The 25,994-nt window shown below is 65.6% G+C and carries 30 protein-coding genes and 2 pseudogenes; 19 read left to right on the forward strand and 13 right to left on the reverse strand.

Features of this window, described 5'->3' with window-relative positions:
* The first annotated feature begins 269 nt into the window (after positions 1-269).
* The 5 genes from VE172_RS19800 to VE172_RS19820 are packed head-to-tail and all read left to right on the forward strand — an operon-like array spanning position 270 to position 2,619.
* On the forward strand, positions 270-608 hold the full coding sequence (locus VE172_RS19800) for a hypothetical protein (protein WP_324803700.1): 339 nt from the start codon (positions 270-272) through the stop codon (positions 606-608).
* A gap of 39 nt (positions 609-647) precedes the next feature.
* Entirely contained in the window at positions 648-1,082 is a 435-nt protein-coding gene (locus tag VE172_RS19805) for a roadblock/LC7 domain-containing protein (protein WP_324803701.1), read from the forward strand.
* Between the two features lies 1 nt (position 1,083).
* A complete protein-coding gene (locus VE172_RS19810) occupies positions 1,084-1,455 on the forward strand; it encodes a DUF742 domain-containing protein (protein ID WP_324803702.1) in 372 nt (123 codons plus the stop codon).
* Entirely contained in the window at positions 1,433-2,002 is a 570-nt protein-coding gene (locus VE172_RS19815; RefSeq protein WP_324803703.1) for a GTP-binding protein, read from the forward strand. The genes VE172_RS19810 and VE172_RS19815 overlap by 23 nt, the downstream gene beginning before the upstream one ends.
* A gap of 32 nt (positions 2,003-2,034) precedes the next feature.
* On the forward strand, positions 2,035-2,619 hold the full coding sequence (locus tag VE172_RS19820) for a GAF domain-containing protein (protein ID WP_324803704.1): 585 nt from the start codon (positions 2,035-2,037) through the stop codon (positions 2,617-2,619).
* A gap of 257 nt (positions 2,620-2,876) precedes the next feature.
* Here the strand turns inward: VE172_RS19820 and VE172_RS19825 are convergent, their stop codons facing one another.
* Positions 2,877-5,714, reverse strand: a complete 2,838-nt coding sequence (locus VE172_RS19825) for an AfsR/SARP family transcriptional regulator (protein WP_324803705.1) — start codon at positions 5,712-5,714, stop codon at positions 2,877-2,879.
* Positions 5,715-5,917: 203 nt separating this feature from the next.
* Here VE172_RS19825 and VE172_RS19830 point away from each other — a divergent pair, with 203 nt between their 5' ends.
* The 3 genes from VE172_RS19830 (at position 5,918) to VE172_RS19840 (ending at position 7,711) form a co-directional block, all read left to right on the forward strand.
* A complete protein-coding gene (locus VE172_RS19830) occupies positions 5,918-6,235 on the forward strand; it encodes a hypothetical protein (RefSeq protein ID WP_324803706.1) in 318 nt (105 codons plus the stop codon).
* A 61-nt stretch (positions 6,236-6,296) separates the two neighbouring features.
* A complete protein-coding gene (locus VE172_RS19835) occupies positions 6,297-6,863 on the forward strand; it encodes a snapalysin family zinc-dependent metalloprotease (protein ID WP_324803707.1) in 567 nt (188 codons plus the stop codon).
* A gap of 167 nt (positions 6,864-7,030) precedes the next feature.
* Positions 7,031-7,711 carry a lysophospholipid acyltransferase family protein gene (locus VE172_RS19840; RefSeq protein ID WP_414715126.1) on the forward strand — a complete coding sequence of 227 codons (681 nt, stop codon included), beginning with the start codon at positions 7,031-7,033 and terminating at the stop codon, positions 7,709-7,711.
* Position 7,712: 1 nt separating this feature from the next.
* On the opposite strand, the gene VE172_RS19845 is transcribed toward VE172_RS19840, so the two are convergent.
* Positions 7,713-8,105, reverse strand: a complete 393-nt coding sequence (locus tag VE172_RS19845) for an ester cyclase (protein ID WP_324803709.1) — start codon at positions 8,103-8,105, stop codon at positions 7,713-7,715.
* A gap of 214 nt (positions 8,106-8,319) precedes the next feature.
* Here VE172_RS19845 and VE172_RS25760 point away from each other — a divergent pair.
* Positions 8,320-8,436: pseudogene (locus tag VE172_RS25760) on the forward strand (hypothetical protein); the annotation flags it as partial.
* Positions 8,437-8,673: 237 nt separating this feature from the next.
* Here the strand turns inward: VE172_RS25760 and corA are convergent.
* Together corA and VE172_RS19860 are read right to left on the reverse strand one after the other, a co-directional pair.
* On the reverse strand, positions 8,674-9,810 hold the full coding sequence (gene corA / locus VE172_RS19855) for a magnesium/cobalt transporter CorA (protein ID WP_324803711.1): 1,137 nt from the start codon (positions 9,808-9,810) through the stop codon (positions 8,674-8,676).
* Positions 9,811-10,004: 194 nt separating this feature from the next.
* On the reverse strand, positions 10,005-10,754 hold the full coding sequence (locus VE172_RS19860; RefSeq protein ID WP_324803712.1) for an alpha/beta hydrolase family protein: 750 nt from the start codon (positions 10,752-10,754) through the stop codon (positions 10,005-10,007).
* Between the two features lie 17 nt (positions 10,755-10,771).
* Between VE172_RS19860 and VE172_RS19865 the strand changes: the two genes are divergently transcribed.
* On the forward strand, positions 10,772-11,695 hold the full coding sequence (locus VE172_RS19865) for a formylglycine-generating enzyme family protein (protein WP_324803713.1): 924 nt from the start codon (positions 10,772-10,774) through the stop codon (positions 11,693-11,695).
* Here the strand turns inward: VE172_RS19865 and VE172_RS19870 are convergent.
* Positions 11,692-12,072 carry a hypothetical protein gene (locus VE172_RS19870; RefSeq protein WP_324803714.1) on the reverse strand — a complete coding sequence of 127 codons (381 nt, stop codon included), beginning with the start codon at positions 12,070-12,072 and terminating at the stop codon, positions 11,692-11,694. The genes VE172_RS19865 and VE172_RS19870 overlap by 4 nt on opposite strands.
* Positions 12,073-12,113: 41 nt before the next feature.
* Here VE172_RS19870 and VE172_RS19875 point away from each other — a divergent pair, with 41 nt between their 5' ends.
* Positions 12,114-12,776 (forward strand): NUDIX hydrolase, encoded by a 663-nt coding sequence (locus VE172_RS19875; RefSeq protein WP_324803715.1) that lies wholly within the window; start codon positions 12,114-12,116, stop codon positions 12,774-12,776.
* Here VE172_RS19875 and VE172_RS19880 read toward each other — a convergent pair.
* Positions 12,762-14,240 (reverse strand): MFS transporter, encoded by a 1,479-nt coding sequence (locus VE172_RS19880; protein ID WP_324803730.1) that lies wholly within the window; start codon positions 14,238-14,240, stop codon positions 12,762-12,764. The genes VE172_RS19875 and VE172_RS19880 overlap by 15 nt on opposite strands.
* Positions 14,241-14,316: 76 nt before the next feature.
* On the reverse strand, positions 14,317-15,069 hold the full coding sequence (locus tag VE172_RS19885) for an SDR family oxidoreductase (RefSeq protein ID WP_324803716.1): 753 nt from the start codon (positions 15,067-15,069) through the stop codon (positions 14,317-14,319).
* A gap of 102 nt (positions 15,070-15,171) precedes the next feature.
* Here VE172_RS19885 and VE172_RS19890 point away from each other — a divergent pair, with 102 nt between their 5' ends.
* Together VE172_RS19890 and VE172_RS19895 are read left to right on the forward strand one after the other, a co-directional pair.
* Entirely contained in the window at positions 15,172-16,071 is a 900-nt protein-coding gene (locus VE172_RS19890) for a helix-turn-helix transcriptional regulator (protein WP_324803717.1), read from the forward strand.
* A gap of 97 nt (positions 16,072-16,168) precedes the next feature.
* Complete coding sequence (locus VE172_RS19895) at positions 16,169-17,704, forward strand: DUF4192 domain-containing protein (RefSeq protein WP_324803718.1); 1,536 nt, start codon at positions 16,169-16,171, stop codon at positions 17,702-17,704.
* Here the strand turns inward: VE172_RS19895 and VE172_RS19900 are convergent.
* From VE172_RS19900 to VE172_RS19910, 3 genes are read right to left on the reverse strand one after another with little or no spacing between them, the layout of a single operon-like run.
* On the reverse strand, positions 17,679-17,939 hold the full coding sequence (locus tag VE172_RS19900; protein WP_324803719.1) for a hypothetical protein: 261 nt from the start codon (positions 17,937-17,939) through the stop codon (positions 17,679-17,681). The two genes, VE172_RS19895 and VE172_RS19900, sit on opposite strands and share 26 nt — an antisense overlap.
* Positions 17,932-18,228, reverse strand: coding sequence for a hypothetical protein (locus VE172_RS19905; RefSeq protein ID WP_324803720.1), 297 nt, complete (start codon positions 18,226-18,228; stop codon positions 17,932-17,934). Before VE172_RS19905 ends, VE172_RS19900 begins: the two co-directional genes overlap by 8 nt.
* Positions 18,221-18,961 carry a hypothetical protein gene (locus tag VE172_RS19910; RefSeq protein WP_324803721.1) on the reverse strand — a complete coding sequence of 247 codons (741 nt, stop codon included), beginning with the start codon at positions 18,959-18,961 and terminating at the stop codon, positions 18,221-18,223. Before VE172_RS19910 ends, VE172_RS19905 begins: the two co-directional genes overlap by 8 nt.
* Positions 18,962-19,716: 755 nt before the next feature.
* Here VE172_RS19910 and VE172_RS19915 point away from each other — a divergent pair.
* From VE172_RS19915 to VE172_RS25535, 3 genes are all read left to right on the forward strand, one after another.
* Positions 19,717-20,577: a helix-turn-helix domain-containing protein gene (locus VE172_RS19915; protein WP_324803722.1), complete on the forward strand. Its 861-nt coding sequence runs from the start codon at positions 19,717-19,719 to the stop codon at positions 20,575-20,577.
* Positions 20,574-20,720 carry a DUF397 domain-containing protein gene (locus tag VE172_RS25765; protein ID WP_414715127.1) on the forward strand — a complete coding sequence of 49 codons (147 nt, stop codon included), beginning with the start codon at positions 20,574-20,576 and terminating at the stop codon, positions 20,718-20,720. Before VE172_RS19915 ends, VE172_RS25765 begins: the two co-directional genes overlap by 4 nt.
* Positions 20,721-21,018: 298 nt before the next feature.
* Positions 21,019-21,435 (forward strand): hypothetical protein, encoded by a 417-nt coding sequence (locus VE172_RS25535; RefSeq protein WP_349258468.1) that lies wholly within the window; start codon positions 21,019-21,021, stop codon positions 21,433-21,435.
* A 76-nt stretch (positions 21,436-21,511) separates the two neighbouring features.
* Here VE172_RS25535 and VE172_RS19925 read toward each other — a convergent pair whose 3' ends face one another.
* Positions 21,512-21,922 (reverse strand): hypothetical protein, encoded by a 411-nt coding sequence (locus tag VE172_RS19925; RefSeq protein WP_324803724.1) that lies wholly within the window; start codon positions 21,920-21,922, stop codon positions 21,512-21,514.
* 1,112 nt (positions 21,923-23,034) lie between these two features.
* Here VE172_RS19925 and VE172_RS19930 point away from each other — a divergent pair.
* From VE172_RS19930 to VE172_RS19940, 3 genes and pseudogenes are all read left to right on the forward strand, one after another.
* Positions 23,035-24,321 (forward strand): hypothetical protein, encoded by a 1,287-nt coding sequence (locus VE172_RS19930; protein ID WP_324803725.1) that lies wholly within the window; start codon positions 23,035-23,037, stop codon positions 24,319-24,321.
* Positions 24,322-24,352: 31 nt separating this feature from the next.
* Positions 24,353-25,030 carry a hypothetical protein gene (locus VE172_RS19935; RefSeq protein WP_324803726.1) on the forward strand — a complete coding sequence of 226 codons (678 nt, stop codon included), beginning with the start codon at positions 24,353-24,355 and terminating at the stop codon, positions 25,028-25,030.
* Between the two features lie 84 nt (positions 25,031-25,114).
* A pseudogene (locus VE172_RS19940) lies at positions 25,115-25,288 on the forward strand (XRE family transcriptional regulator); the annotation flags it as partial.
* On the opposite strand, the gene VE172_RS19945 reads toward VE172_RS19940, so the two are convergent.
* A complete protein-coding gene (locus VE172_RS19945) occupies positions 25,285-25,734 on the reverse strand; it encodes a hypothetical protein (RefSeq protein WP_324803727.1) in 450 nt (149 codons plus the stop codon). The pseudogene VE172_RS19940 and the gene VE172_RS19945 sit on opposite strands and share 4 nt — an antisense overlap.
* Positions 25,731-25,994, reverse strand: a 264-nt coding sequence (locus tag VE172_RS19950) for a formate dehydrogenase accessory sulfurtransferase FdhD (protein WP_324803728.1), incomplete at its 5' end; no start/stop codon positions are given. The genes VE172_RS19950 and VE172_RS19945, both read right to left, overlap by 4 nt.

Genomic DNA, 25,994 nt, shown 5'->3' on the forward strand with positions numbered 1-25,994 from the left:
CGGCCCCGATGCCGCAGCGGTCGCCGACCCCCCAGCCGGCCCCGGCGCCCGGCCCCTCGCCGAGCCCCCGGCCGATGCCGACCCGCAGCCCGGCACCCCAGCCCCCACAGGCACCGACGTCCCCGGCACCCCAGCCGGCCCCCGCCCCCATGCCCACCCGCAAACCCTTGCCCATGGCGGGAAACGGACTTGATACCGATGCGGCAACGCGCGGTGTGGTACCGCAATCGCGGCTCCCCGAATCTCGACCGGCGGCGGTGGGCCGTCCGGTGGAGCCGACGCCCTCCGCATCCGAGGACTCATCGGCGGCACCCGCCGCCGTTGCCCCGAACGCGTTCTGGGAGGCCGAGATTCAACCCCAGGAATCTAAAGTAGACAATCCGTCGGTGATCCACACCAGCACCGACGATCGTCCGGAACTGCCGCGTCGTCGCCGCCAGGCGAATCTGGCTCCCGAGCTGCTGGCGCAACAGCCGCGACTACAGGAACCGTCCACGGGTCACGATCCCGACCTGATGGCCGCCTTCCGGCGCGGGTTCGACAAGGCTTCCGAGAACAACGACGCCACCGCCGATCACCAGGGCGAGTCGTCGCACCTTGAAAACTGAATCAGCACACAGAGGCTATAAAGGAGAGGTTCACCCACCATGTTGAGCGAAGCCCCCGGCGGGCAAAAGGCGGATCTCAACTGGCTGCTCAGCAGTTTGGTCGAGCGTGTACCACACACCCGCAGTGCCCTGCTGCTGTCGTCAGACGGTTTGAAAAAGGCATTTCACGGAATTGACCCCGACAATGCCGACCATCTCGCCGCGATCTCCTCCGGCCTGTTCTCCCTGGCGCGCAGCGCCGGGAGCCGGTTCGGGGACAACGGCGGGGTGCGTCAGGTCGTCGCCGAACTCGACGAGACACTGCTCTTCGTGTCCACGGCGGGTTCCGGCGCGGTCCTGGCGGTTCTCGCCGAAAGGGACGCCGACGTCGGCGTCCTGGGATACGAGATGTCCCAGCTGGTCAAGAGCGTCCGTCCCTATTTGACAACACCGGCGCGGCGCACCCCCGCTACCTCGGGGGATGCGGTTGGATGACATGTCCGAATTCGCCGAGGACCCCTGGTTCGACGATGACGCCGGACGTCTGGTGCGGCCGTATACGGTCAGCAACGGGCGCACCCAGCCCACCGCCAAGATGGACCTGCTGTCCATGGTGATGACGACCGGGCAGGTATCCCACCGGCGCTTGGACATCGACCATGCCCAAGCGCTGAGCCTGTGCCACCAACCCATATCCGTGGCGGAAGTGGCTGCCCACATGCGGCTCCCGGCGACGGTGACCAAGATCCTGCTGTCCGACCTCGTCGACGTCGGGGCGGTCGCCACCCGGGCGCCGTCCCCCACGGCAGACCCTACCGACACCCCTCTACTGGAGACCCTGCTCGATGGCCTACAACGACGTCTCTAATCAGTTCCCGGCCGCGATCAAGTTGATCATCGCGGGGGGATTCGGCGTGGGCAAGACGACCTTCGTAGGTTCGGTGAGCGAGATCGAACCCATGAGTACCGAGGAGGTGCTCACCGAAGCCAGCATCGGCCACGACGATCTGGCGGGGGTTGGAGACAAGACCACGACGACCGTCGCCATGGACTTCGGGCGAATCACGGTCGACGCGCACCACGTGCTGTACCTGTTCGGTGCCCCGGGCCAGGATCGCTTCTGGTTCATGTGGGACGAACTCACCAACGGCGCCCTGGGCGCGGTGGTGCTCGCCGACACCCGGCGGCTGGCGGATTGCTTCTCGGCGGTTGACTTCTTCGAGCGCCGCAACATAGCGTTTATTGTGGCGGTCAACGAGTTCGACGGCTCCTATCACTATGAGGCCGACGAAGTGCGCACCGCTCTGGACCTGAAGCCCCACGTGCCCATCGTCCCCTGTGATGCTCGTGTATCGCACTCGGCGACCACGGTGCTGATAGACCTGGTGAAACACTTGCTTTCGGCGCAGCCATGAGCGGGTGCAGTTAATCCAAATTGGAGCGTGACATGACCTACGATCTCGACGACAGACTCATGATGGCCCCGGTGGACGCCGAGGCGGACGCCAGAACCAGACGCCTTCGCGAGCTGGGCATCGGCGATCACGGGGACCCCGAGTTCGACGAGTTCGCCCGCCGCCTCGCCGGAATCCTCAGCGCGCCGTTCGCGATGGTGAATCTCATCGACGACCGCCGCCAGTTCTTCGCCGGCCTCTACACCCCCGAGACCGACGCCGCCAGCTCCGTGGTGGTCGCGCCCGCCGACCCCGACGCGGGCCGCGAGATGCCCGGCGACTCCGGGTACTGCCCGCACGTCATCGCCCGGCGCCGGGCACTGGTGCTGGAGGACGTGTGCGACTACCCGCGGTTCGCGGGCGACCCGATCGTCGACGAGATGGGCGTTCGCTCCTACATGGGCGCCCCGCTGATCGACAGCACCGGCGTCGCCTTGGGGACCGTGTGCGTGGGCGACATCGAGCCGCACTCGTGGGGGCGCCCCGGACTGGAGGCGATCAAGTCGATGGCCTCCCAGGTCGTGGCCCGGATCAACCTGCGCGACGGGCGGCCCGCCGCCGACCTGCGCATGCGCTGAGCTTTCTCGATTCAAGGTTCGTTCAAGGTTTCTGAAGGGTCGGCGCGGCAGGATGGTGTCCGACCCCGAATCCTGGAGGAACCACATGTACCACCTTTGATTCGCGGGGACGTTCCTTTGACGTGCGCTGGTTTGATCGCCGCGCTGTCGCGGGGCCCGGAGGGGAGGCCCCGGCGAAGGAAGACGGAACAACCACCGAGTTCGGTGTGGACCGCGGTTTCCCCGGCCAACCGCGGTCCACGCTGTCATTCGGCGGCTCAGGGGTTGGCGCGGTGCCACGACAGCGGCGGCGTGCTCCCCGGGATACCTTGGCGCACCTGGCTTTCCAGGGCGCCAAGTTTGTTGGTGAGGGCGGATACCTTGTCGGAGCGGTGCAGCGCGCTGTAGATGGTGCGCGCCTCCTGTAGGGCGCGGCGCGCCAGGGTGAACTGCTTGGAGGAGCCCAGCGCCTCGCCGAGGCCCGTGAGGTTGCGGCCCAGCTCGTTCTGGTCGCCGATGCGGCGGGTGATGTCGACGGCCTGTTGAAAATGCTCCACGGCGGCGTCGGGATCCCCGCACAGCTGCGCGATGTGGCCCAGGCTGTTGTGGATCTCGAAACCGGAGTCGGGGTCGCCGTGCATGTTGTGCAGCTCCAGCGCGGTCTGGCACTCCATGCGGGCGATCTCGTGGTCGCCGGCGCGGGCGGCCAGCCAGCCGATCGTGTTGAGGGCGCGGGCCTCCCACCGGTGGTCTCCGCACACGCGCGCCAGGTCCCGCACCTGCGCGGCGTGTTCCCGCGCGCCCTCCAGGTCGCCGAGGTTCTCCCGGTGAGAGGCGAGCGCGGCGTGGGCGTGGATGCGTTGCTGGGCGGAGCCGAGCCGGTCGGCGAGCTCGGCGCTGTGCGCCAGGTGGTAGGCGGCCTCGGCCTCGTGGGACAGCCGGGCCTGCACCTGTCCGATGTGGCGGTGCATCAGCATGGTCGCGTGGTCGTCGCCGAGCCGGCTCGCGGCGTCCAGGCCCTGGCGCAGGCAGACCTCGGCGTCGGCGTTGAGCCACCGCGCCCATTGATATCCGCTGATCGCCCAGGCCAGCCGCCACACCCGGGAGTCCCAGCCGCGTTTGGCGGCGAATCGTTGGGCCTCAAGGATGTTGGGGTATTCGCGGTCGAACCAGTCGGACGCGGACTCCGCGTCGACCTCGAGCGGGACGCACCCGGTCGCCGGCGGCTCCAGGGTGATGGTGCCGCGGTCGGGCAGCAGGTTCTGATTCGCCGAGCAGGCCGAGTGCAGGTAGAAGTCGCATTGGCGTTCGGCCGCCACGAACCGCAGGGTCGCGTCGAGCTCGGCGCCGCGTTCGGCGGCGTACAGGCGGGTGAGGTTGTGCATCCGGAAGCGTCCGGGCTCGGGCTGCTCGATGAGGTGTGCGGTCTCCAGTTCCCGCAGGGTGCGCCGGGCCGAGGCCGGGGGCAGGGCGGTGAGGCTCGCGGTGCCGGGCACCCCGATGTCGGCGCCGCCGCACAGCCCCAGCAGGTCGAACACGACGGCGGCCCGCCCGCCCAGGGCGGCACGGGATCCGTCGAAGACGCCGCGCAGGCTGGCCGACAGCTCCCCGGCGTCCAATGTGTCGAGGCGATTGTCCTCGTCGCGCAGCTCGGCGGCCAGCGCCGACAGCGGGAAGTCGGGGTGGGTGGCGGCGCGGGCGGCCAGGATGCCCAGGGCTAGCGGCAGGCCGTCGCAGCAGTCCAGCAGCTCGCGGAGCGCGGCGGGCTCGGCGGCGGCCCGGCGGGCGCCGAGCTGCGCGGCCAGCACGTCGTAGGCGTCGCCGGTGTCCAAGGGCGACAACATCATCCGCTGCGCGCCGTGCGACGTGGCCAGCGCGGCCAGGTCGACCCGGCTGGTGACCAGGGTGACGCAGTGGCGGCTGCCGGGCAGCAGTGGCTCCACCTGGGCGGCGTCGCGCGCGTTGTCGAGGAAGATCAGCATCCGCTTGTCCACCACGAGGCTGCGGTACAGGCCCGCCAGCGCGTCGGTGTCGGCGGGCATGGCCGCGGCGTCCACGCCCAGCGCGGTGAGGATGGAGCGCAGGACCAGCTCGATGCGGGCGGGCTCGCCGGCGGGGTCGAAGCCGCGCAGGTTGACGTACAGCTGCCCGTCGCCGAAGCGGTCGGTGTTGTGGTGGGCCCACTGGAGGGTGAGCCAGGTCTTGCCGATCCCGCCGGGGCCGGTGATGACCACCAGCGCGCCGTCGGCGACCGCGGCGGCGTCGAGGACGTCGAGTTCGGCGGTGCGGCCGGTGAAGCGCGGCGGCATCGGCGGGAGCTGTTGCGGCACCGGCATCGCCCGTGCCGCGGAGTTGGAGCGCTCCCGGGGCTCCGGGGTGAGGGTGGGGTCGGCGGCGAGGATGCGTTGTTGCAGCTCCCTCAGCCGCGGGCCGGGCTCGGTGCCGAGCTGGTCGACGAGGGCGTCGCGGGTGCGCCGGAACTGGTCCAGGGCGTCGGACTGGCGCCCGCTGAGGTACAGCGCGAGCATGAGCTGGGCGGCGATCCGCTCGTCCAGCGGGTGTTCCTCGGCGCGCGTGCCGAGCCGGGGCAGCACCTCGCCGGGGCGGCCCAGCCGCAGCGCGGCGTCGACGCCGTCGAGTTCGACGCCGAGCCGTTCGGTGTCCAGGGCGGTGGCCACGGAGTTCAGCCAGGGGACGTCCATGTCCTCGAAGGCGGCCGAGCGCCACGCGTCGCCGGCGGAGGCGAACAGCGCCAGGGCCTGCGGTCCGTCGGGTTCGCGGCGCGCCTCGGCGGCCAGCCGCCGGAAGCGGTGCAGGTCGATGGAGTCGGGGTCGGCGTTGAGGACGTAGCCGCCGGAGCGCCGCTCGATCGCCACCTCGGGAAAGGGGGCCAGGGCGCTGCGCAGGCGCGACAGGTAGCTGTAGACGGTCTCGCGGGCTCGGCGCGGCGGATCGTCGCCCCACACCCGGGCGGCGAGCTGGTCGACGGCGACGGCGCGGTTGGCCTCGGCGACCAGGATGGCCAGCACGGCGCGCTGCCGGGCGTGGCCGATGTCGATCGGGTGACCGGGGTGGTGAACTTCAACGGGACCGAGCACTCGGAACTCCACCGCCATCGGCACCTCCTCTGCTCGGTTTCCCCTGGGGGACGTTCGGGGGGTATACAACGTACCGAGGGCCACTTTCGGGCGCCATACCCCGGTCGGACGTGTTTTGGCCGACGTGTCGGCGCCCGCCGGGCGGGCGCGCGCGTGCGGGGCGCGGTGTTTGTTGGTTTAATTGACCGCCATTGGCATTTCCCCTCGCGAAAGGCAGCGGTATGTCCGATCCGCGCGCGTACGCCCGAACCAATCCCAGCTACCGTCCGCTCGCGGTGCGCGTCATCAGCTTCGTGTGTGGCGGCATCGCCATCTTCGTGCTGTTGCACCTGGCGTTCCTGTTGCTGGGCGCCAATCCCAGCAACCCGCTGGTCGAGCTGGTCACCGCGATCGCGGACTTCTTCGCCTGGCCGTTTCACAACATCTTCTACATGAAGGACGACATCAACCTTCAGAACATCCTGAACTACGGGCTGGCGGCGCTGGCCTACGTTCTGGTGGGTGTCGGGGTCGGGACGCTTTTCCGTCGCCACGATTGACGGTTCGCTTCGGTTTCCCTAGTGTCGCAAGTACCTGCGAGCGAACAGGAGAAATCGAACCATGCAAATAAAGAAACTCCTCGCCCCGCTGTTCCTGGTCGGTGCCGCCGCGGTGGCACTGGTCGGTGCCCAGGCGATCGGCACCCCGGCGGCCCACGCCGATGTCGGCACCCGGGCGGTCACCGTCACCTACGACGCCAGCCAGTCCGCCGAGTTTCACGACGCGGTCGACGCCGGCGCCAAGGTGTGGAACGACAACGTGACGAACGTCCAGCTGCAACCCGTCGCCGACGGGCAGCAGGCGGACGTCCAGATCGTCGCCACCGACGGTTGGCCGCAGACCTATGTCGAGGGTCTCGGCAAGGGCACCATCGAGATGGGCCGCGAGGCCACCGACCAGGGATACGACAAGACCCGGATCGCCGCGCACGAGCTCGGACACATCCTGGGGCTCCCCGACATGAAGCCGGGACCGTGCTCCAGCCTGATGTCCGGCTCGACGGCGGGGACCGACTGCACCAACCCGGTACCGGACGCTGACGAGAAGGCCCAGGTCGAGCAGAACTTCGGCTCGGGCTTCGCCGCCACGTCCGAAAATTGGAAGCAGCGGACCTTCACCGGTTGCTGAGTGAAGTAAATCCCCCTCGCGGACGGATCGGTTTGCCCGATCCGTCCGCGATTTTCGTGCAACGCCCTGTGTTACTGGCCTCAGAGCCAGGTTGCGGGCAAAATAGGTGCGACCGGCGGAATTAACGTATTGGCGGCTTGATGGCTTGGTTCGCCTGACCGAAAGTGATGCCCGTGCTGTACAAAACACTGCAGTGGACAGTGGCGCCGATGATCCGCGTCGCCTGGCGTCCGACCTTCGAGGGCCGCGATCACATCCCCGAGGACGGTCCGGCGATCATCGCGTGCAACCACCTGTCGGTGGCCGACCACTATTTCCTCGCCCTGGCCACGCCGCGCCACATCGCGACGATGGCCAAGATCGAGTACTTCCAGCGCACCGGTCTGAAGGGGCGCCTGATCGGCGCCACCGTGCGGGGCCTAGGCCAGGTCGCCGTCGACCGCTCGGGCGGGCGGCGCAGCGCCCAGGCGCTGGGCCCCAGCGAGCAGGTGCTGCGGGACGGCCAGGTCTTCGCGATCTTCCCGGAGGGCACCCGCAGCCCCGACGGAAAGCTCCACAAGGGGCGTACGGGGGTGGCCCGGCTGGCGATGTCCAGCGGGGCGCCGGTGATCCCCGTGGGACTCACCGGCACCCAGGACGTGCTGCCGATCGGCGTCACCCGGCCCCGGCTGGCCAAGGTGGCGGTGCGGATCGGCAAACCGCTGGAGTTCTCGCGCTACGCCGGCAGCATGGCGCCGGACCGGGTGACGCTGCGGGCCGTGACCGACGAGATCATGGCGGCGATCGCCGATCTGTCGGGTCAGGAGTACGAGGACACCTACGCCAAGCGGCGCACGGCGTCCGAGTAGGTCAGTCGCGCAGCTGGCGCATCGCGCCCGCGGAGTCGAGGAGGTTCCAGCCCTCGGCCATCCTTCCGTCGCTGACGCGGAAGAACGAGGTGCCCCGCATCGCGAAGCGCTTGCCGGTGGCGGGGAGGTCGTGCCAGTCCTGGCTGTGGGTGGCGTTCATCGTGAAACGCACCGCCACCCGATCGCCCTCGGCCACCATGTCCTCCACGTCGAAGCGGACGTCGCTGAAGGCGGTGGCCAGGAAGTCGCGGACGTGGCGCAGCCGGGCGGGCCCGAGGATGTTCTCCTCGGGGACGGGGTGGAAAACGAAGTCGTCGGTGACGATCTCGTCGGCGACGGCGTCCTTCCCGTCGTTGAGGAACTCCTCGTAGAGTCGTCGTACGGTCTGTTTCATCGGGTCCTCCTGTTGAGACTCCGGGGCGGCGTTACCTCGCCGTCCAAGATATCAAGGAAACTATTATCTAGCTAAACTAGATAATAGCGATACTAGAGGATAGGTGCGCCCAGTGTCCACTCATGCGGAAATGTCGTCGGACGTGCTCGCGGCCCTGCGCATGATCAACGTGATGAGCGTGGGCGTCAACCAGATGGCGTCGGCGAAACTCCAGATGAACCCGACCGACCTGTACTGCCTGAACCTGCTGGGCAAGACCAGCGAACTCACCGCGGGCGAGCTGGCGAAGCTGACGGGGCTGACCACGGCGTCCATCACCGGGGTGATCGATCGCCTGGAGGCCAAGGGTGTCGTGGAACGCCGCCGCGACCCCTCCGACCGGCGCCGGGTGGTGGTGGCGCTGCTGCCCGAGCACGCCACCAAGGTGCGCGAGGTGTTCCTGCCGCTGGTCAAGGAGATGAACGAGCTGCTCAGCGGCTACAGCGCCGCCGACCTCAAGGTGATCTCCGAGTTCCTGGCACGCGCCGAGACGGTGTTCACCGACCACATCGCGAAGCTGCGCGCGAGGTTAGAGCCAGTTGCGGCGCTTGAAGATCGCGTACAGCACCAGACAGGTGCCCAGCATCGCGGTCACCGCCAGCGGATAGCCGAACGCCCAATGGGTCTCGGGCATGAAGTCGAAGTTCATGCCGTAGACCGTGCCGATCAGGGTGGGTGCGAACAGGATCGCCGCCCACGAGGAGACCTTCTTGACCTCCTCGTTCTGGGCGAGGCTGGTGGCGGTCATCTCCTCGATGCGGGCGTTTTGCTGCTGCGCCACCAGGGTGGCGTTCACGGTGAGGATGTCGGCCAGAGCCTGGCGGAACGAATCCACCTGCTCCATGATGGACACCGCGTGGTCGGCCACGTCGCGCAGATAGCGGCGCAGCTCCTCGTCGATGCCGTACTTGTCGAAGCCGCCGACCAGGCCGCGCAGCATTCCGGCCAGCGGACGCACCGCGCGCTGGAACTCCACCACCTCGCGCGACAGCTCGTAGATGCGCCGCGACACCTGCGGGTCGCCGCCGAAGACCTCGGTCTCGATCTCGTCGATGTCGATCTGGAGGCCCGACACCACCGGCAGGTAGCCGTCCACCACGGCGTCGAAGATCGCGTACAGCACCGCCTCGGAGCCGCGGGCCAGCAGCTCGGGGTCGGTCTCCATGCGGCGGCGCACCGCCGCCAGGTCGGGGGCGGCGCCGTGCCGCACGGTCAACACGAAGCCGGGGCCGACGAAGATGTGCAGCTCGCCGAAGTCGACCGACTCGGAGTCGTCCAGGTAGCGGGCGGCCCGCAGCACCACGAAGAGGGTGTCGCCGTAACGCTCCAGCTTGGAACGCTGGTGCGCCTCCATGGCGTCCTCCAACGCCAGCGGGTGCAGGCCGAACTCGGCGGCCAGCGAGGTCAGCTCGTCCTCCGTGGGACGGAACAGCCCGATCCAGGCCATGGTCTGGGGATCGTTGTGCGCCAAGCGATACGTCTCGGCCAGCGACTCCGGGGTGGCGACGCGACGCCCGTCGCGGTACAGGGCGGAGTCGATGAGGCTGTTGCCCGGCACCGGATTCTGGGCGGCGGCGTGGGCCGTCGCGGGATCGGCGGGGGCCGGGCTGGTGCGGCGGATGTTCTTCCTGAAGGCGCGCTTGGCGAGACCACGAATGTCAGACATGGGCACAGATCCTTGACCGGACGGCGTTTGAGGTGATGACTGGGAATCGGGATTCCGCTGTTCGCCGTCCATGGCAGGGCTACCGTGCCGCTGGGATGTTGGCGACCAGCGGGGTGGTACTCGGAGGCTCGTTGCGTGTTCTCATGGCAACGGTCACCACCTTTCCTGCTCCGTCCGCTGGGCCGCCCGCAAGGTTACACCAGCCGCGACGGCCCCGTCAGCGCTTCCCGCACCGCCGGCCAGGCCCCCGACGCCGGGTCGATCAGGCCGTAGTGCTCGATGTCTTGCAGCTCTTGGTACTCGCAGCCGTAGCGGCGCGCGTACGCACGGGAGTAGTCGACCGGCACCCGGTCGTCGTCGACGCCGTGGATCAGCCTCACGCCGACGCCGGGGGCCAGGCCCATCGGGTCGGCCTCGGCGTAGTGGTCGGCGACGTCGTCAGGCCCGCCACCCAGGAACTTCTCGGCCGCGTCGCCGTCCAGCCCGTCGGCGTAGGCGCGGTACAGGTCGGTCACGGCGGCCAGCCCCACCACCCCGGCCAGCGCGCCCTCGCCCACCAGGTCGGGCTGGCCCGCGGCCCACAGCGCCAGGTGCCCGCCCGCCGAGTGGCCCGCCAGCGTGAAGGTGTCGCCGTCGTCCATCTCGCTGACGATGCCCGCCACGGCCTTCATCACGTCGCCAAGGGTTTGCTGATAATTCACGCCGCGCCGATACTCCACCGCCGCGGCGACGTACCCTTCCTCCCGCAGCGCCTGACACAGTGGACGCAGGTGGGTGCGGTCGTACTCGGGCCGCCAGAAGCCGCCGTGCAGCAGGACGACGGTGCCGCTGGACAGCGGCACGTCGGGGGTGAACCACTCGATGATCTGATCGTCGAGGTCGCCGTACGGAATGGTGACGCCGGGCTCGGCGGGGCGGGTGAGGATCTCGCGGGGATCACGCATGGGGGGACAATACCGCCGTGACCTCGTGCTGCGGACCGTCCCGCCCGCCCGGCGATGACCGGGGGTTCGACTTCGCCGTGCCGACCCGCGAGCGCCACCGCGTCGTGCGGGACATGGTGCGCGTCGACGGCGGCCGCTACCTGTTGGGGGGCGCCGATGCCGACGCCAACCCGGGTGACGGCGAGGGCCCGGTGCGCGCGGTGGAGCTGGAGCCGTTCCACATCGACGCCACCTGCGTCACCAACGGCCAGTACGCGCGCTTCGTCAAGGACACCGGCTACGTCACCGACGCCGAGCGGGAGGGATGGTCCTATGTGTTCCATCTGCTGCTGGCGCCCGGCGCGCGCGGCCACGTCATGGACGCCACCGTCCCCGAGACCCCGTGGTGGCTGGCGGTTTCGGGCGCCGCCTGGCGCTCGCCGTTCGGCCCCGGCTCCGACGTCAACGGCCTCCAACACCACCCCGTGGTGCACGTGTCCTGGCGCGACGCGTCCGCCTACGCCGCCTGGGCGGGCAAGCGGCTGCCCACGGAGGCGCAGTGGGAGGCGGCGGCGCGCGGCGGCCTGGAGCGGGCCCGCTATCCCTGGGGCGACGCGCTGGTGGTGCGCGGCGCGCACCGCTGCAACATCTGGCAGGGGCGCTTCCCCGAGTTCAACACCGCCGACGACGGCTTCGTGGGCACGGCACCGGTGAAGACGTTCCGCCCCAACGGGTACGGGCTCTACCAGATGTCGGGCAACGTGTGGGAATGGTGCGCAGACTGGTGGACCACCCGCCGCGCCGACGACCTGTCGGGCCCCGCGACGGGGACGTCCCGGGTGACCCGCGGCGGCTCCTACCTGTGCCACGACTCCTACTGCAACCGCTACCGCGTCGCCGCCCGCACCCACAACACACCCGACTCGTCCACGGGGAACACGGGCTTTCGTTGCGCGGCTTAGGGACGGTCGTAGCCGCCGCCCCAGTCGGACGCCTTCTCGGCGGCGAGTTCGTAGCGGTTGAAGGGCTTCTTGCCGATCCAGCAGTCGGTGACCTCGGCGGCCAGGTACATCGCGCCGAAGGCCAGGCCGTACTTGCGCCACTGGTGGTCGCGGTGGAACTTCTCGTGCTCGATCAGGCCACTGGACAAGGTGGAGGGATCGCGGGGGGTCACGAAGGTGTCCCCGTAGATGGTGCCGCCGCGACCGTACATTTTGAACCACCCCGCGCGACACACCCGCAGGCCGTCCACAGTGGCGTTCTTCCCGCCCGTGGCTCGAACGACGCCCGCGACCAGGCCCCCCAGCATTCTCGATTGAACCTTGGCGAATCCATTCATGGTGTCCTCCAGGCGCGGGGGCTATACGTCAATAATGAGGCATGACCGCCAGCATTGCCACCTTCGCGATCGCCGTCGACCTCGTCGTGTTGACCGTCCATCGTGACACGTTGTCGGTGCTGCTGGTGAAGCGCGCCGGCGAACCGTTCGCGGGGGTGGCGGCGCTGCCCGGGACCTTCGTGGGCGTCGACGAGGACCTGGATCGCGCGGCGGCGCGGGAGCTCGTCGACGAACTCGGCCTGGTGCGGGGCGAGGGCCATCTGGAGCAGCTGGCCAGCTACGGCGACCCCGCGCGCGACCCGCGGGGACGGGTGGTGGCGGTGGCGTACCTGGCGCTGCTGCCAGGGCTGTCGGCGCCGTCGGGCGCGTCCTGGCATCCCGTGGCCCCGAAGGAGCGGGCACTGGCCTTCGACCACGATCGGATTCTGGACGACGGGGTGGAGCGGGCCCGCGCCAAGCTGGAGTACTCCTCGCTGGCGGCGGAGTTCTGCCCGCCCGAGTTCACCATCGCGCAGCTGCGCAGGATCTACGAGGCGGTGTGGGGCGCCACGGTGGACCCGCGCAACTTTCACCGCAAGGTGACGGGCACCCCGGGCTTCGTCACCGCCACCGATCGCTACACCGACGGCGATCGCGGTCGCCCCGCCCGCCTGTACACGAAGGGCCCCGCGACCTCGCTGCACCCGCCGCTACTGCGCCGCTGACCTTTTCGTCAAGGCGAGGCGCCCGATCGCGAACGCTCCGATCAGGACGTACACGAGGCCGCCCCCGATGAACCCGCCGCGGTCGCCGCCGTATTGGCTGGCGGCGGCGTACAGCAGGTACACCCCGATGTTGGCGGCGTCGGTGCCCAGCCCCGCCAGGGAGGTCACCGTGGCGCGGGCGGGGCCCGTGATGGCGTCCTGCAGGCGGGCCTGCGCGACCAGCCCCGCGAGGCTGAAGACCGCGAAGGCGGCGACCACGCCGACAAGACCCCACGGGCTCCCCGACGCCACGCCGAGCGCCAGCGCCCCGCCCGCGACCGCCACCCCCACGGCCAGCCACCGCTGCCCGAGCCGCGCGGCGGGCCCCGCGAGTACCCCGCCCAGGGCGACGCCCGCGTTCACCCCCATGGCCAGCAACGGAATCAGCCGCTCGGGTATGTCACTATCGGCCGCCAGCAACGGAACCAGCTCCTCCAGGCCGCCCCAGATCGCCACGACCGCGGCGATGTACAGCACGAGGTGGCGCAGCCTCCCGTTGCCGCGCACCAGGTCCAGTCCCTGCCGCAGGGTGCCCAGGAATTCGCCGACCCCCTCGGACACCCCCGCCTCGTCGTCATGTGGGTCCACGGGCGCGTCCGCCCGTCCCTTGCCGTGCTCGAGGAAGCCCCTGGAAGTCTCTGTCTGCTCCCCGCCGCGGCCGAGGGAGTTGTCGAAGGCCCCCGCCCCATCGTGGTCGAGTGGGTCCCTAGAACTTTCTGTCTTCTCGCTGCCGCTGCCGAGGGAGTTGTCGAAGGCTGTCGCCTGGTCGTGGCCGAGTGAGTCCTTAGAAGCTTCTGCCTTTTCCCCGCCGTGGCCGAGGGAGTTGTCGAAGGCTGTCGCCTTGTCTTGGTCGAGGGAATTTTCGGACGCTTCTGTCTCTTCAGGACGATGATCGGGAAATCCCAGCGCCACAACCGATGTGAACAGGCATGCCGCCACGCTCGCGACACCCACCACGCCGTACCCGCCGAAAGCGAACACGGGCGAGGCGACCACCATGGCCGCCAGCACCGTCACGGTTCCCACCGCGTGGGCCCGTCCCGAGATCGCCACGTAGCGGTCTGCCGCACCGTAATGCCGCAGCCCGTCGTACACCAGGGATTCGATCGCCCCCGATTGCAGCGCACCGCAGGCTCCCCACAGCACGAAACCCAGCGCGAAGCTCGCGTACGAGGGCACCGCGATCCACAGCGCGAACCCCGCCGCCTCCAGCAGTGGCCCGATGACCAGCAGGGCACGGCGCGACAGGACGTCGGCCAGCACGCCCGAGGGCACCTCGAGCAGCAGGCTGGACAGCGTCCAGACGACGAACAGGGACGTGATCTCGGCGGACGACAGCCCCGTCTTCGTGAACAGCAACGTGTAGAACGGGTACAGCAGGACGAACTTGTTGCCGAACTGGTAGACGTACCAGCGCCACGCCAGCGCTTGGACCTAACGATGTCGATGCATGAACAGCAGTGTGCCCCGCGCTTTCGCACGGGGCAACGGATTTATCGTCCTACCAGGGAATGTGCCCGTCGGCGTTGTGGAACTGGGTTTCCTCGCCCCAGTACGCGGCGGTCGGGCCGTCGGCGTCCAGCAGTGCCGCCGCCACGATCGGGCGGGCGCCCTCGGCCGCGGTGCGGTAGCCCGAGTGGTTGTTGAAGTCGGTGGCGCAGTAGCCAGGGGACACGGCGTTGACCTTGATCGGGGTGTCCCACAGCTCCTTGGCGAAGGAGATGGTGAGCATGTTCAGCGCCGCCTTGGACGTCCCGTACGGTCCGCCTTGGAACGCCCAGAACGGCCCCTTCTCGTCCAGCATCAACGCGTGCGAGCCCAGCTCGCTGGTGACGTTGACGATGCGGGCGGCCTCGGCGCGCTTCAGCAACGGCAGCAGCGACGAGGTCACCGCCGCGACGCCGAGGACGTTGAGCTCGTACACCTGGCGATAGGCGTCCAGCGTGTTCTCGCTGGTGGTCATCGACGCCCCCTCCACCATCGCCACGCCCGCGTTGTTGACCAGGATGTCGAGGCGCCCGTACTCGGCCTCGACGCGGGCGGTGGCCGCCGCGATGGAGTCGGCGTCCGTCACGTCCAGCTGGACGAACACCGCGTCGATGTTCTCCCCGCGCAGCGTCTTCACCGCGGCCTCGCCGCGTTCGGGAGATCGCGCGCCGACCAGCACGGTGACGCCCTGGGCGCCCAGGCCCCGCGCGACTTCGAATCCGATGCTCTTGTTGGCCCCGGTGATGAGGGCGATCTTTTTTGTCATGCCCGCCAGCCTGCCCCCGATTTCGCGCCGCGAAAAGAGTTTCGCCTAACCTGGTATCGCCCGTCCCTGTCTGAGCGGGTGAACCGCGGGCATGCTGGGGTGATGGATCGCCGTACCTTTGCCGACTTCCTGAAGAGCCGCCGCGCCAAGCTGCTGCCCGTCAACGTGGGTCTGCCCGACGGGCAGCGCCGCCGCACGCCTGGCCTGCGCCGTCAGGAGGTGGCGCAGCTGGCGGGCATGTCGGTGGACTACTACATCCGCCTGGAGCAGGCGCGGGGCCCGCAGCCCTCGCGGCAGGTGTTGGGGGCGTTGGCGCGGGCGCTGATGCTCAACATGGACGAACGCGCCCACCTGTTCCACCTGGCGGGCGAGACCCCCGCGCCACATGCCGCGCCGCGCCGGGACATGCCCGACGGCATCAGGCACCTGCTCGCGTCGATGACCGAAGTGCCCGCGTACGTCGTGGACGCGAAGTACGACGTGCTGGCCGCCAACGACATGGCGCTGGCTTTCATGACGCACCTGTCGGGTCTGGATTGCATGCGCGGCAACGTGGTGCGGGTGATCTTCTCGGGCCCCGAGGTCGGCAAGCAGCTGGCCGACGCCGATCACGCGCGGTTCGCGCGCTCGTGCGTGGCGGACCTGCGGGCGGCGACGGCGCGCTACCCCGACGACCCCGAGCTGGCGGAGCTGGTCTCGGATCTGCTGCGCTCCAGCCCCGAGTTCGGCGAGATCTGGGCCGAGCACGAGGTGGAGGTGCGGCGCAGCATGAACAAGAAGGTGATTCACCCGCAGGTGGGCCTGATCGAGGTGGAGTGCCAGGTGCTGTTGGTGCCCGAGCGGGATCAGCGGATCATCACGTACATCGCCGAGCCGGGATCGGACTCGCATCGGGCGATTCTGCGGCTGCGGGAAATGGTCGACGCAGGACTATCCACAGTAGATTTTCCACAGATCTCGAACGTCGCACCCCACCAGAACCCGCCCGATTTGCGCGGGTAACGGGCCCGCCGGGCGAATGTTATCCACAGATCCCAAGTTATCCACAGGCTACCGTTTCCGCCTGGCTACACCACGTCCCATCGCGGAATCTGGCCCCATGCCGAAAACACCGTCCCCGAAACCCGACATCCGCCTCGACTCGCCCGCCGACCTCCTGTCGGCCGTCCCCTACCTGCTCGGCTACGCGCCCGCCGACACCATCGTGGTGATCGGCATGTCGAAGCAGACCATCGCCGTCACCCTTGGCGCCCCGCTCCCCGCGCGCTCCCACCTCGACGCCCCGCCGCCGATCTCCCCGCAGGCCCTGCTGCGCAGCAAGGTGGTGGCCGCCATCGTGATCGGCTACGGCCCGCCCGGGCGCGTCACCGCCTGCGTCGACGTGATGCGCCGCGCCCTGCGCGCCGCCCACATCACCGTCACCGAGGCCATGCGCGTCACCGAAGGCCGCTTCTGGTCCTACACCTGCGAGGGCACCCGCTGCTGCCCACCCCAGGGCACCCCGCTCAACCCGCCCAGCAGCGAGGTGGACGTCGCCTTCACGGTCAACGGCGTGCAATCACTACCCAGCCGCGAGGCCGTGGTCGCCCAGCTCGAACCCGTACGCGGCAGGGCCCGCGCCACCATCACCCGCGCCACCAACCGCATCCGCCGCGCCCTGTCCCAGGGCAACCCCCTGCTGCCCCCGCACGTCCTGCTGCGCAACGAGGGCACCACCATCCTGGCCAGGGTCGTCGAGCCCGAGGCCGCCCTCCCCGACGTCGACGACACCATCCGCCTCGGCATGGCCCTGGGCGACCCGAAGCTCCGCACCGCCGCCCTGGTAGCCATCGACGAGGCGGGAGCCCAACGCACGGTGCCGATCTGGCTCTGGCTCACCCGCCACGTCGCCCCCGCCTTCCGCGCTGTCCCCGCCGCCCTGCTCGGCTACGCGGCCTGGCGCTGCGGCAACGGCGTCCTCGCGGGCGAGGCGGTCCGCCGCGCCCTCACCGACGACCCGCACTGCCAGCTCGCCACGCTGATGCTGCGCATCCTCGACCTCGGCCTGCCGCCGTCATCGCTGCCGAAGCTCAGCGCGTCGGCAGACGCCGCATTCCCCTTAGGACCATCGCCACCAGCGGTGGCGATGGTCGCCGTGGGCACGGGTGTCGTGTCTGCCGTCGCGTTACCTCCTCCAACGTCGTTGTGGCTTGGCGCGATGCGACACGGCAGTCGGGTTCCTCTTGGCTGCCTTGACGCGACGGCGTTTGGTCGACATGGCGCGATACTTCGCGCTCAGGTCTCCTGCCCACCCCAGTGTGTGTCTGTAGTGGTCAGTCAAGGGTGTGCAGGGCCAGGGTTGCCCGCACTCCCCGCATTTCGGAAGCACCCACAACAGTGGGAACAAGCCGAGGGCGATGACGGCCCTGAGTCGCCGTTTGGGCAGGTGTCGTTTCGGGATGTCGAATCGCTGCCCGATCTTGCGTGCCCTGTCGGCGAGTGGCCCGTGTGGGTACATCAGCCCGAAGCGGAGTGTGGGTGCGGTGTCGGGGTCGAAGACCCTCACGTGCACGGGACCGAAAGGACCTGGCTCGGTGTAACTATGGACAGACACGAAGAATCCTCTCTTCTTACTGTTGTTCCCTGGCTTGAGTAATGAAGGTCTGGGCTTGTTCCAGGTCGGTGGCTGCCGAAAACAGGACACCCAGTGCGTTGGTGATGTGCTCAGATGCCGCGACGATGAGCATCGGGTCGTTGCCGAACCCGATACCCGAACCCATGGCAGCGATGCGGTTGGCCAACTCTTCGGCGTTACCCGTGTGCATGTGCGCCTCACCTGCCATGGCGACGGCATTACCCACGGCCTCTGCGAGTTCATCCAACTCAGACATGAGGCAGCGCCCTCGAAAGCTGTCGGTGGGTGCGCCACAGGTTCTGGGCCTGGCGAATGAGATGCCACCTGACGGCGGGCTCGGACGCCCAGATCCCATGCGGCAGCGAAACCTTGAGGACGGGGCGGCAGCTGTCAATGTCCTTGATCGACCCCAGGTGCGAAGCGATGCCTCGGTGTCCGATCACGTCGAGATGGACGGTGTAGCTGCCGTCGATCGTGATGGCCGAGACCTGGCGCATCGACGCGGTGAACAACCCGAGCATGATCACCACAGTGGAATCACTCATCACAACCACCCTCACCCTCACCGTTGCTCTGGGCCTGGTCGCCTTCGTTGCTGTTGGTCGTGTTGTTGGTGCTTGGTTCCTCGGCCGCGTCGGATGTGGGGTCGCCATCTGCCGCCCCGTTTTCCTGCTCGCTGATGGCAGGGGCGTGGTCGCCGTGGTGGTACGGCTCGCGAAGACACCCAGGCACGGGGCAAAACAACGTCATCGGGGCGATACCCGCCTGAGCGTCGCTGATCAACGCCATCTCACGCGTCAACCCAGGCGTAGTCTCCTCAAACGCCGTCGCGATCTCGATCGCCCGAATCCTCGCGTCGTGAGGCCCGTGGGCCTGGAACGGCAACAACACACACCAAATACTCGGATCGCCTTGCGCGGCTTCGAGATTCGCTGCCGAATGATTCGGCGGGTTGACGGGCTCGGTCCACACCACGCTCATACCCTCGCGCCCACGATGCGCGAACGCAGAGTCGACCGACGTGTACCAGCCGACGGGACGCCCGACGTCGAGCAGGACACAGGTTCCGTCGTTGGCTTGGATCCCTTGGAAAGCCACCCTGGTACGTATCTCCTCGCCCGAGTCGGTGACCTCACAAAACGCGAACCTCCTGCCCCGTTGCGAACGCGCAGCGGTAGCGAGTTTCGCGTGAAGACTCATGTCTTCACACACGGGCGCGGGCGGCGGCGGGTCCTCATCGGGGGCGAGGAACTCGACATCGCAGGTACGCAAGAGCATGACAATGTTTCCCTTCTGGACTATTGGTGAATGGTGGTGGGAAGGTGGGGCGGGTGCGCAGGGCACACGGGCGAAGCACTGTTTGGGTGCAGGACGGAGAGAACCCGAAACAGCGCCACCTGTGTGTGGTGGAGGAAAGCCCCGCGACAACCCGCCCCACGCGCGCAGCCCACCTCACGAGGGCATGCGCGACTTGTGGAGAAAGCTGTGGACTAGCGCTGAACGGGAATCGACAGGGGCGGGTCATCAGGACGTTGGCCTTGATGACGAACGCAGCCTGCGACGGGGCAGTTCTGCCCAGGAACCCGACGACGAAGCTGACGCGGGAACGTGGGATCGCTGGATGCCTTACGCGCAGCGATCATCCACCACACCTCCACCCGAAGACGGTGGATAGCAGCCACGACCATGTCCTCACCACGCACTACGCCAGGCAGCGGGTGCGACAATAGGTCACGATCGGTTATCTCCTCCATGAGGAGCTCTCCGTTCTTTAGGACCGAGGCGGGGCTCGTGGTCGCCAAACTTTGAGGACCCGCCTCGGTCGTCTATTTCGTTTGGGCTGCGATCTCCTGCTGCCCAAACATCACCATCTTCAATTGTCGTCAGACTTCCCTCTAGCTCGAGAGACAACCTTTCGTAGCCAGAAGGACACGCACATCATGGCATAGCGCACAAGATTGTGTCAAATACCCTGTTGATGCTACTTTTGTTCTTGCGCCAGCCCAAGGGCGACTTCAACATGGGGAGCTGACATGGCCAAGAGCAAGAGTTCATCGCTTCGTGCGCAGTGGCTTGGTGAGCGCCTCAAGAAGGCTCGCAAGGATGCAGGTCTTACTCTTCGCGAGACAGCTGAATATTTGCAGCTCCACGAGGGCACGGTGAGTCGGTTCGAGACCGCAACATACCCCGTGCGCAAGTCGTACATCAAAGATCTTGTCGACTACTACGGAGTCTCCGATGCGCGCGAACGTGAAGCGTTGCTTCAACTGTGTGAAGACGCTTGGCGTAAGGATTGGTGGGATGGTCAAGCATCCGATGTAGAACGCGGTTTCATCGACTACACGTGGCTGGAAGCCCGCGCTGAGCGCATCTGCGCGTTCGAACCAATGCTGATACACGGCCTCCTCCAGACCGAAGCGTACGCAAGGGCAATAATCCAGTTCGCAGAAAGCGAAGAGCTGTCAGATGAAAGCCTCGAACGTTTGGTGACGTTCCGCATGTTGCGTCAAAACGTCCTCAATGGAAGTAATCCAACGCGCGTGACTTCCATCCTCGACCCCTGTGGATTGAACCGACAAGTGGGGGACCGAGACGTCATGCGTGGACAACTCTCTCACTTGCTCGAACTCAACCAGCTCAACAATGTTGAGATCTTGATCCTGCCTGCCGACACAGGGCCTCACGCAGGGATGTCGGGTCCGTTCACCCTGTTTGAGATGCCAGACCCCTACTCCGACGTCGCGTTTGTTGAAAGCCTTGTTGGACAGACCTACCTCGAGGACGATCTCAAAGTCGCGGCATTCCATCGGGCGTACGCTGAGTTGAAGACAGTGGCCTTGAACCCCAATGAGACCAACAAGGTCATAAAACAATCCCTAAAGGACATAGAGTGACCCCGCAGACATCCACAAGCATCGCAAAAGTCGCAAGCTCATGGCGCAAGAGCACCCGCAGCCCAAGCCAGGGTGGAAGCTGCGTTGAAGTCTCGCTGCGGCGCAAAAACCCACGGAAACCCAACGATGAAACCCAACACTGACACCAGAACCTGGCGCAAGAGCACCCGTACGGGCAGCGGCGGCGGATCCAACTGCGTCGAAGTAGCCCTCCTGAACAAATCGTCGAAGCATGCAATCAATGAGCACCGACACTGACCCCCGAACCTGGCGTAAAAGCACCAGAAGCGATAGCGGCCCTGGCCAGTGCGTTGAAGTCGCTGTGTGGCGCAAGAACAGTCGAAGCGGTAGTTCAGGTGGTGGTGACTGTGTCGAGGTAAAGCTGACCGCTAAGCTTTCGCGTGCCCACTGCTGTGAGAGTTCTTCGGCGTCGTCGAGCAATTGATCGATCTGGCTTTGGTCCATCCCAAGGTCTTTGACCATTTTGTACGTCAAACCCATCTGCGCGGGCATGGCGTCTTCGGGCGCGATCTCTTGCAGCAACTCGTCTTCGCCGAGCACGCCGCGCACCAGCCCCTCCCAAATCAGAGGCCGAAACTCCACACTGCCGTCCTCGAACGCCTCCCCGCACTCCTTGATGAACGCGGCCACCGCATCACGACTGCTGTCTGCGGCGAATCTCTTCTCGGCAGCCATGTAGAACGCCGCGGCCAGCAGCATCGTGGAGTTGTCCCACGTGACATTCGCCAGATTCGCGCCCTTGTCCTTCGCCTCGTCAAAGCGCCCGTGAAGACTTGCCCGCAGGACAGCTCGGTACCTGATTTTGCGACTCACTCCCCGATTCTCCACATGCGATGACCTACTGTGCGTCGGGCGCTCAGGATTCGGCGAGCGTCGCCGTGTCTTGGAGGTAGTTGTTGAGTCGCTCCTTCGGTTAGGAGGTCCACTGGTCGACAAGCGCCTCGGCGTCATCAAGAACACGCGCAACGTCAGTGGCACTCATCTCGGCGTCTTGCACGATCTTGTACGCCAACAGCATCTGCGTCGACTGTTGGTCCTCTCGCGACACTTCCTCAAGAAGCGACTCCTCACCGAGAACCCCCCTGGTCACCGCCTCGGCAACTAGTGGCTTGATCGGGGTAGGCGAGTCGGCGTAGTTCTGCTGAGCCTCAGCAACAAATGCCTTCACCGCAGTGCGGCTTTCATCTGCGGCGAACCGTTTCTCGGCCAACAGGGCGAACGCCGCCGTCACCAGCAGGCCCGAATCCTGCCACGTCACCTCGCCTTGCGCCTTGTTGAGTCGCTTCGCGGTAGAGGCATCCCCGTTGAGCATCGCCTCGAACACCTGACGATATTGCGTCCTAGTCGACATTGCGTTGTCCTTTTCGTAGCTGCCTGCGTTGCCTGGTGGACTTGAATAGCACGACACGCGAAGAGCCGATGGACCTTCTTAACGTCGACGAGAAATGCACGGCCGACGTCCCACGCGAACGCGAAGCTTACGTCCATGCCTGGCATCTCCAGCAGCTTCGCAAGGCGCGCAAACTCAGCCAACGGGTAGTGACCCCTAGACTCTTTTGGGGTCAACACGGCGCGCGAGTCCCTCCAAGGGGTGGATATCACCACAAATAAGGCAAAACGGCCATGCACACGAAATGCCACACATGTGGCAAGTCTCGGGGCTCTTGGGCGCTAGCAACGCGGACGCTCCATCACGTAGATGGGCATCGCAGCAGGCACCTTGACTCGGGGTGTCATCATCGCGGTTACCACTTGGCACCGATGACGGAAGGCGACAGAAGCCAGGGTCTGACGAAGCTATGGTTTGGTCAGTCTCTCTCCGCGCTAGCGGGCGAGCCCAACCAGAACCTGGCACGTTGCCCTTAACCCCTAATCGCGTTGAAAGGACGAGCAATGGGTGCATTCACTGATTCTCTGGACGCCCTAGAAACTTCCGTGGACTCCGAAAAGGGGGTCGTCAATGTGACGGTAGCTCGACGAGGCGAGACGCGAGTGACGATAAATGCACGAAGAAGCAGAAACTATGATGAAGAGACGTTCGCCGACGAGGTTGAAACAGCGGTCTGTGCCGCTTGGAACGAAGCGAAACTCGCGCTAGACGACGCGATCCGCGAACGACGGCGCACACGCGGCCTCGATAGCGACCCCGATATGTCAACGGCTCGTAGGTCTGCCATGCACGCTGAGATAGAAAATCTGGAATGTCGGAGTACCTCTAGCCGTGGACTAGTGGACGCATACGTAATCGGGAACGCGGAGTTGTTCATTGTCGTTAACAAGAACGCCGTACGCGATACGAACGTGCCGACCGAAACACTCGAATTGGACCTTAACGAGGCCATCCAGCATGCACATGCAACTTGGTCGGCGTCGGTGATGCGAATCTGTCAACGCTACAACTCCTAGCGATAACACCCCTCGAAAGGCCAAAGCCATATGAAGTACAAAGGTGACAACCTCAAAGCCGATCTAGACAATGCTTGGGAAGCAGTCGTCAAATCATTCCCCAGAATGGCCGAAGACTACTGTGATGCAAACCATGCCGTGCACTGGACCAAGGACATTAACGATCTTGACATCAAGTTTCTAACGAATTGGTGCAAGCTTCGAGACGAGGCCGAGTACATATTCGCAGATGCGGCGAACAATCTACACGACACGGCATCTGCTCTGTGTGAGGCGCTTAAGGACTTCGCGAAGGCAGATTCCGATGCCGCCGACAAGCTGAACGATGCGCGGTCGGAGTTCGGCGACAAGGTGCCGTCCATGGCGAAGACCACGATTCCATTGAGTGGGCACTACTATGCGAGTAACGAGTACTACGAGCCTAAGACTCCAAAATTCGACTATGACAGTAACGCGCCCACAATTCATGAACTAATGGACAAGGCTAATACCCTTGAAGATAAACTCTATGATCTCGTGTGTGATGAAATGGGCTGGCCTGACGGGTGGGTACAAAGTTGGGTCTCCCGCGACTCGTCGGCCGACTCCGCCGATCCCACAGAAAAAGAAACAGGGATAAAGCCTGCACTCAAGAAGGCGCTCAAATATAACCCTTCAAAGCTAGGAACCGCGCTGGGGGCTATTAACAGCGTTGGCGATTCGGGTATGCAGCCGTTTAATAAATTCTCGATGGAAGTCGACAATGCTAAGGACGGTTTGAACCCAGATGTATGGGACAGCAAGGCTGCTACCGCATTTCGGCATGATTTTCTGAACGCATATCCAGATATTGCTGACACCCATGTAATGATCGTTGGAACGCTCGCTGGGGCACTTAAAGGGTATCATCAGGCGCTTGAAGACACACATAATACAATTGACGACGCGCTTGATGCCGCAATTAAGGCCTGCGATCAGAAGCTCGTGAGCCAGGATACGTACGCCAAGGGGTTGTTGACCGCGGTGTTGTCGGCTGTGATAACCATAGCTGGAGCTGTATATAGCGGTGGTGCCACACTTTCCTTTACACTCGCGGGCCAGGGTGTCAGCATTGCATCGGCTGCACTCACCAGTGGTGGATCGACTCGTAAAGAGATACACTCCAATATCCTGAGCACGATTCACACAGCAAAGAAGAAGCTTGATGAGTTCGATGACGAGCTCGCGAAGAGCCTCAAAGAGGATTACGGCAACGTATCTGGTAATCGGCACAACCCCGACATGAAGGTCGATCTCCCGCGACCGAGTTTTGTAGGGTATGGTGCAAAGCCGTTCTAAATTTCTTAACGTGCTCACACGAGGATTAACAGTGGATACCAATGATCAAGCAGGAGATGCTTCCAAGGCCCTACCCAAGAAACCCAAGGTTCCTAAGCTTGTTGTGTGGGTAGCTGTTGGTGTCGTGCTAGTGACTGGAATATCCGTAGCTATTTTGTCGTCTGGTCTCGGCCTCTTTGACGGGGCGTCTACTGGCATACCTGGTGCCCATCATTCGTCGAATGACTCCAAAGATGGCACGTACAAGAGCACAGGCAATCTATGCTCGTCTTTTGATACTAAACTATATCGAAAAGTAGTCGGGGAAGAACCTAAGACTACGGGAAGCACGAAAGACGGCTCGAACTCAGGTAAAGAAGCTTACTGCGCGCTTACTTCTGACGATAAGAGCTCACATTATAGATACTTTCAGCTGGCCATTCGGGCACGCGTATATCAGTCGCCTAGTGTCGCAAAAAGCGATTTCCAGGATGCGCTGGGGCTGACAGACGTGCCTGTGAGCAGCATGGATCCGATAAGTGGTCCGTGGCAGCAGGGCGCCATATATGTCGCGAAGAACGTTGACCAGTATTTTATGTTCATTCAAGATGACAATCTTACGGCGGGGATAGTTCAAGCAGCTCGACCCTTTTCTGAACTATCGAAGTCTGATGCGCTCAAGATGATGCGAACATATGCCGAACAAGCACTCAAAGCTCTGAAGAAGTAGTCACGGGATGGACCTGACTCGCGTGGGATCCTGTGAGGTACATCGTGCTGGTCGTTGACGTGACCACGATGGGGCCTACAGCTCAACCAACGACAGTTGGCCAAGGAGATGCACGTGTCGCAGCCTCGCGTCCACGAGATCGAAAACGGCAACATCGGCAAGATCGGTGTTGACGTGCTGCGCGCCTACGTGGCGGCGCTGGGCGGGAAGATGGAGATCACCGCCCATATCGACGGCAACACTTACCGCATGGCCTAATCGGTCACGGTCGATGAGGTGTGCTGAAATACGTCGGCCCTTTCGATGGCGGCGTGGCAGAAGGCCGCCACCTCCTCGACGCCTGGCTGACCCTCGCTGACGATGGCGTAAATGATCAATATGGACAGCGCGATGATCTCGTTGGGCTCCAGGTCGTCCCCCAGTTCCCGATCCCCGCGGATCCACAGAATGATGGCCTCGATCTCGGGTGCGTCGAGCTCCTCGCCCGTGGCGCCGAAGCGTTTGGTCAGCTCGTTCACGTATGGGGCGATGAGGTCGGAGTCGCCGTCGGGTGGGAACTTGCCGTCGACCGCCTCGGCCAGGGCGCCGCTGAGCAGCGCGATGAATCGGTCCTTGGTAATTCGCACCATGACGTCGGGAGGCAACGACACGTCCTCGGCCGCGAACGATGCGACAAGCCGCACTTCATCTTCGGAGTAGGTCATGAACGCTCACTGTAGGGGCCTTCGGGCTGGGGGGTTGAGCTTGGCGCCGTCGTGCCAGTTTCGTCGCGCACCCGTTCCACTCCCGAGTACACATTGCACTGTTTGTCGCGGATGAAGCCCGCCAGGGTCATGCCCCAGCCCGCCGCCAGGTCGACGGCGAGGGTGGTGGGGGCGGAGACCGCCGCCACGACGGGGATTCCCGCCGTCGCGGCCTTCTGGACGATCTCGGCGCCCGCGCGGCCGCTCACCATGAGGACCTT

Source organism: Stackebrandtia sp., assembly GCF_035643755.1.
GTDB lineage: Bacteria > Actinomycetota > Actinomycetes > Mycobacteriales > Micromonosporaceae > Stackebrandtia.

What these genes read in the sequence shown, in the direction of transcription:
- VE172_RS19900 (WP_324803719.1), bottom strand. Translation starts at nt 17,939, where the DNA reads ATGTCTGAGTTGGATGAACTCGCAGAGGCCGTGGGTAATGCCGTCGCC.
- corA (WP_324803711.1), bottom strand. Translation starts at nt 9,810, where the DNA reads ATGTCTGACATTCGTGGTCTCGCCAAGCGCGCCTTCAGGAAGAACATC.
- VE172_RS19805 (WP_324803701.1), top strand. Translation starts at nt 648, where the DNA reads ATGTTGAGCGAAGCCCCCGGCGGGCAAAAGGCGGATCTCAACTGGCTG.
- VE172_RS19905 (WP_324803720.1), bottom strand. Translation starts at nt 18,228, where the DNA reads ATGAGTGATTCCACTGTGGTGATCATGCTCGGGTTGTTCACCGCGTCG.
- VE172_RS19820 (WP_324803704.1), top strand. Translation starts at nt 2,035, where the DNA reads ATGACCTACGATCTCGACGACAGACTCATGATGGCCCCGGTGGACGCC.
- VE172_RS19875 (WP_324803715.1), top strand. Translation starts at nt 12,114, where the DNA reads ATGACCGCCAGCATTGCCACCTTCGCGATCGCCGTCGACCTCGTCGTG.
- VE172_RS19930 (WP_324803725.1), top strand. Translation starts at nt 23,035, where the DNA reads ATGAAGTACAAAGGTGACAACCTCAAAGCCGATCTAGACAATGCTTGG.
- VE172_RS19890 (WP_324803717.1), top strand. Translation starts at nt 15,172, where the DNA reads ATGGATCGCCGTACCTTTGCCGACTTCCTGAAGAGCCGCCGCGCCAAG.
- VE172_RS19945 (WP_324803727.1), bottom strand. Translation starts at nt 25,734, where the DNA reads ATGACCTACTCCGAAGATGAAGTGCGGCTTGTCGCATCGTTCGCGGCC.
- VE172_RS19910 (WP_324803721.1), bottom strand. Translation starts at nt 18,961, where the DNA reads ATGCTCTTGCGTACCTGCGATGTCGAGTTCCTCGCCCCCGATGAGGAC.
- VE172_RS19830 (WP_324803706.1), top strand. Translation starts at nt 5,918, where the DNA reads ATGTCCGATCCGCGCGCGTACGCCCGAACCAATCCCAGCTACCGTCCG.
- VE172_RS19895 (WP_324803718.1), top strand. Translation starts at nt 16,169, where the DNA reads ATGCCGAAAACACCGTCCCCGAAACCCGACATCCGCCTCGACTCGCCC.
- VE172_RS19885 (WP_324803716.1), bottom strand. Translation starts at nt 15,069, where the DNA reads ATGACAAAAAAGATCGCCCTCATCACCGGGGCCAACAAGAGCATCGGA.
- VE172_RS19845 (WP_324803709.1), bottom strand. Translation starts at nt 8,105, where the DNA reads ATGAAACAGACCGTACGACGACTCTACGAGGAGTTCCTCAACGACGGG.
- VE172_RS19815 (WP_324803703.1), top strand. Translation starts at nt 1,433, where the DNA reads ATGGCCTACAACGACGTCTCTAATCAGTTCCCGGCCGCGATCAAGTTG.
- VE172_RS19840 (WP_414715126.1), top strand. Translation starts at nt 7,031, where the DNA reads ATGCCCGTGCTGTACAAAACACTGCAGTGGACAGTGGCGCCGATGATC.
- VE172_RS19810 (WP_324803702.1), top strand. Translation starts at nt 1,084, where the DNA reads ATGTCCGAATTCGCCGAGGACCCCTGGTTCGACGATGACGCCGGACGT.
- VE172_RS19835 (WP_324803707.1), top strand. Translation starts at nt 6,297, where the DNA reads ATGCAAATAAAGAAACTCCTCGCCCCGCTGTTCCTGGTCGGTGCCGCC.
- VE172_RS19860 (WP_324803712.1), bottom strand. Translation starts at nt 10,754, where the DNA reads ATGCGTGATCCCCGCGAGATCCTCACCCGCCCCGCCGAGCCCGGCGTC.
- VE172_RS19870 (WP_324803714.1), bottom strand. Translation starts at nt 12,072, where the DNA reads ATGAATGGATTCGCCAAGGTTCAATCGAGAATGCTGGGGGGCCTGGTC.
- VE172_RS19825 (WP_324803705.1), bottom strand. Translation starts at nt 5,714, where the DNA reads ATGGCGGTGGAGTTCCGAGTGCTCGGTCCCGTTGAAGTTCACCACCCC.
- VE172_RS19915 (WP_324803722.1), top strand. Translation starts at nt 19,717, where the DNA reads ATGGCCAAGAGCAAGAGTTCATCGCTTCGTGCGCAGTGGCTTGGTGAG.